Source organism: Actinoalloteichus spitiensis RMV-1378, from assembly GCF_000239155.1.
GTDB lineage: Bacteria > Actinomycetota > Actinomycetes > Mycobacteriales > Pseudonocardiaceae > Actinoalloteichus_B > Actinoalloteichus_B spitiensis.
This window is the reverse complement of record NZ_AGVX02000775.1, coordinates 1-3,826: the sequence shown is the minus strand read 5'-3', so window position 1 is coordinate 3,826 and position 3,826 is coordinate 1. Positions and strand designations below refer to the sequence as shown.

The 3,826-nt window shown below is 73.1% G+C and carries 2 protein-coding genes; one reads left to right on the top strand and one right to left on the bottom strand.

Features of this window, described 5'->3' with window-relative positions; all coding sequences use genetic code 11:
- Positions 1–172 precede the first annotated feature (172 nt).
- Positions 173–2,014: a DNA helicase RecQ gene (recQ, locus tag ACTIDRAF_RS0225170; RefSeq protein WP_016701427.1), complete on the top strand. Its 1,842-nt coding sequence runs from the start codon at positions 173–175 to the stop codon at positions 2,012–2,014.
- 110 nt (positions 2,015–2,124) lie between these two features.
- Here recQ and ACTIDRAF_RS0225165 read toward each other — a convergent pair whose 3' ends face one another.
- Entirely contained in the window at positions 2,125–2,949 is an 825-nt protein-coding gene (locus ACTIDRAF_RS0225165) for a lipase family protein (protein WP_016701426.1), read from the bottom strand.
- Positions 2,950–3,826 lie beyond the last annotated feature (877 nt).

Sequence of the window (3,826 nt, the reverse complement as noted above, 5' to 3'; positions counted from 1 at the left end):
GGTGGGCGGGGCCGGGCGGGCGGCGGCGCCGTCCGTCGCGTGGCGCGACCCCCTCGGGGTGGCCGGGTGGGTGTTCCAGCTCCCACGGTGACGGGCGGAACAGCTCTGACCTGCGGTGACGGGCTGGTGACCGTGGTCGGGCAGTGTCCGGGGTTGGCCCTAGAATCGCCGGATGGCTGCCACCGACACCGGTCAGGACACCCGGGACGCACTGGAGGTGCTGCGCAGGGTCTTCGGGTACGACTCGTTCCGGGACGGGCAGCGGGAGATCGTCGAGCACGTGGTCGACGGCGGTGACGCGCTGGTGCTGATGCCCACCGGCGGGGGGAAGTCGCTGTGCTACCAGATCCCGGCGTTGGTCCGGGACGGCGTGGGTGTCGTGGTGTCCCCGTTGATCGCGTTGATGCAGGACCAGGTGGACGCGTTGACCGCGTTGGGGGTGCGCGCCGGTTTCCTGAACTCCACGCAGGAGCCCGAGGAGCGGGAGCGGGTGGAGGAGGCGTTCGTCGACGGGCGGATCGACGTGCTCTACCTGGCGCCGGAGCGGTTGCGGTTGGAGTCGACGGTGCGGTTGTTGGACCGGGGGACGATCTCGCTGTTCGCGATCGACGAGGCGCACTGCGTCGCGCAGTGGGGCCACGACTTCCGCCCGGACTACCTGCTGCTCTCCCACCTGCACCAGCGGTGGCCGGACGTGCCGCGGATCGCGTTGACCGCGACGGCCACCGAGGCGACCAGGGCGGAGATCGTGTCCCGGTTGGACCTGGGTGGGGCGCGGCAGTTCGTCGCGAGTTTCGACCGGCCGAACATCCAGTACCGGATCGTGCCGAAGAACGACCCGAAGCGGCAGTTGCTCCAGTTGTTGCGCACCGAGCACGCCGGTGAGGCGGGCATCGTCTACTGCCTGTCCCGGTCCTCGGTCGAACGCACCGCCGAGTTCCTCGTGGCCAACGACATCCCCGCCGTGCCCTACCACGCGGGGCTGGACGGTCGGACCAGGGCGGAGAACCAGGCGCGGTTCCTGCGGGAGGACGGGTTGGTGGTGGTGGCCACGATCGCGTTCGGGATGGGCATCGACAAGCCCGACGTGCGGTTCGTGGCGCACCTGGACCTGCCGAAGTCGGTGGAGGGCTACTACCAGGAGACCGGGCGGGCCGGGCGGGACGGGCTGCCGTCCACCGCCTGGTTGGCCTACGGCCTGCCGGACGTGGTGCAGCAGCGGCGGCTCATCGACGGGTCGGAGGGCGACGACCAGCACCGGGCCCGTCTGGTGGCGCACCTCGACGCGATGCTGGCGTTGTGCGAGACGGTGGAGTGCCGGCGGGTGCGGCTGCTCGCCTACTTCGGGCAGCGCGGTGAGCCGTGCGGGAACTGCGACACCTGCCTGACCCCGCCGGAGACGTGGGACGGCACGGTGGCCGCGCAGAAGCTGCTGTCGACGGTGTCACGGTTGCACCGGGAACGGCGGCAGCGGTTCGGCGCCGGTCAGGTGATCGACATCCTGTTGGGGCGGAAGACGGCGAAGGTCATCCAGCACGACCACGACACGCTGTCGGTGTTCGGGATCGGCACCGAGCTGTCGGAGGCGGAGTGGCGGGCGGTGACCCGGCAGTTGTTGGCGCAGGGGTTGCTGGCCGTCCAGGGTGAGCACGGGGTGTTGGTGCTGACCGAGGCCAGCGGTGCGGTGTTGCGGCGGGAACGGGAGGTTCCGTTGCGACGCGACGCGGCGCGGCGGGCGGCGGGCGGGTCGACGCGGCCGGCGAAGCGGTCGGGGAGCGCCCCGGTCGACCTGCCGGCGGAGGCGGTGCCGGTGTTCGAGCGGTTGCGGGCGTGGCGGGCGGCCACCGCGAAGGAACAGGGCGTGCCCGCGTACGTGATCTTCCACGACGCGACGTTGCGGCAGATCGCGGCCGACTCACCGTCGACGCTCGCCGAGTTGGGCGGGGTCAGCGGGGTGGGCGAGAACAAGCTCGCGAAGTACGGGCAGGCCGTGTTGGACACCCTCGCGTCCTGACGGGCGCGGGCGGGCTCCTGGTGCATGACGACCGCGGAGGCGGGCGGTCTCCCCCGACAGGTCCCCTGCCGTCCGCCTCCGCGTCGTCCGTCCGCCCGGGTCCGCCGGACTCAGGGGAGGTTCTTCTCGAGGCACTCCAGGTACCGGTTGATCGGGTGGTCGCGCAGCGCGTCCGCGCCGGGGGAGAGCGGGTCGGCGGTGTGTCCGCGGAGCCGGTCGGTGATGCCGCCGAGCAGGGTGGTCTCCTCCTGGAGTCGGCCCCGCGAGTCGAAGTACCGCACCCGTTCGACGTGGCGGTAGAAGGGCTCCGGCGGTAGTTGGGGCACGACGTCGTTGTTGTTGACGAAGCGGTGCGTCCTGGCCCGGATGGCGCCGTCGTAGGCGGTGGCCAGTTCGCGGTCGCAGGTGCGGGGTTGCCCGAAGGTGTAAATGCCGTCGGCCAGCAGGTTGGGGTCCTCGAAGTACAGCCAGGCGGCCGCGAGCTGCGCCAACGCGCCCCCGAGGCTGTGCCCGGTGAACCACAGGGTCTGGTCGTCGTCGCGGAACTCCTCCAGGGTGGCCAGCAGCGCCGGGTGGACCGGGGCGAGGGCCTGGCTGAAGCCCAGGTGCACCAGGCCACGGCGGTCGGGGCCGGGGCCGGGGCCGGCTGGTGCGTTGGCGTCGGTGAGCCAGTCCCGGATCTGGGTGGGTTCGGTGCCCCGGAAAGCGACGATGATCATGGAGTCGGAGGCGGCGACGAAGGCTTGGGTGTGGTCGATGGGGAGGGGCGTGACGGGAGTGCCCTCCAGGAAACGGAAGCGGTCGAACCCCCACTCCCCCACGGTCTCGCGGATCGTGTCCTCGTCGGAGTAGGCGAGTTTCGCGGCTCTGGCCAGCCAGTACGCGTGCTCCAGCCGGCATCCGGTCTCGTGGTGGTCGAGGGCGGTGATGGCCACGGGCGGTCCTCGTCGCGACGTGCGGTATCGGTTGGTGTTGGTCGCCGGTGGTCCGGGTGTCCTCCGCCCCGGCTGGCCGGGAGTGGGGAGCGCACCGGCTCCGGTTCGGGCGCCGACCCGGCCGGACGACGCTGGCCGCGCCGGCGTCGGCCCGCCCGGGGCCCGCGTCGAGCACGGGGTCCTCGGACGGTGCGACCGTAGAAGAGGCGCGTGGCCGGGTGTGGGAACGAACCACCCGATCCACCCGATCCGGTGACGTCGCGTGACCGCCAGATGGTTCACCGTTCGGTGTCGTGCCCTCGGATGTCGGAGGTGCGGTGGCAGGGGAACGGGGCTGGTACGGGTCGCTGCGCTGTCCCCGTGCCGGGGCGGGAGCCGGAGGTGCGCTACGCGACGTGCGTCGCGGCGGGTCGGGGCGGCGCTGGCGACGTTCCGGTGGCGCGGCGGACAGGGGCGCCGGGGTCCGCCGGTCCCCCCGTGCGAGCTGTTCGCCCTGGCTGATGGTGCCCACGCTCGATCGCGGCCTCGGTGGGGTCGACGGTGGAGGCGCTGGCGAGGTGGGCGGCCGAGGGCGGGAGTCCCCTGCCGTGGTGGCCGTGGTCGGTGGCGGGTGTGGTGGCAGCGGTGTTCGCGTGGGCCCCGGCTCGGTTGGAGCGGCTGTGGGAGCGGCCTGCCGGGCGGGCGGGGCGCGCCGGTCCGCTGCGCCCCAGCGGTGGTCGGGTACCCGGGCCGGCGCCCTGGTCGGATGGACCGGTTCGAGTGGAGCATCCAGCCTGGGCGGCCCCGCCCTCGTGGAGGGGAGGGCGGGGCCGGGACGCGGGGCGTCGGGAACGCTCCCGCGTGGGGTGCGGTCGGGGCCGTGCCGCGCGGGGGCGGC

Coding starts and splice junctions, on each gene's coding strand:
- recQ (WP_016701427.1), top strand. CDS start 173: ATGGCTGCCACCGACACCGGTCAGGACACCCGGGACGCACTGGAGGTG.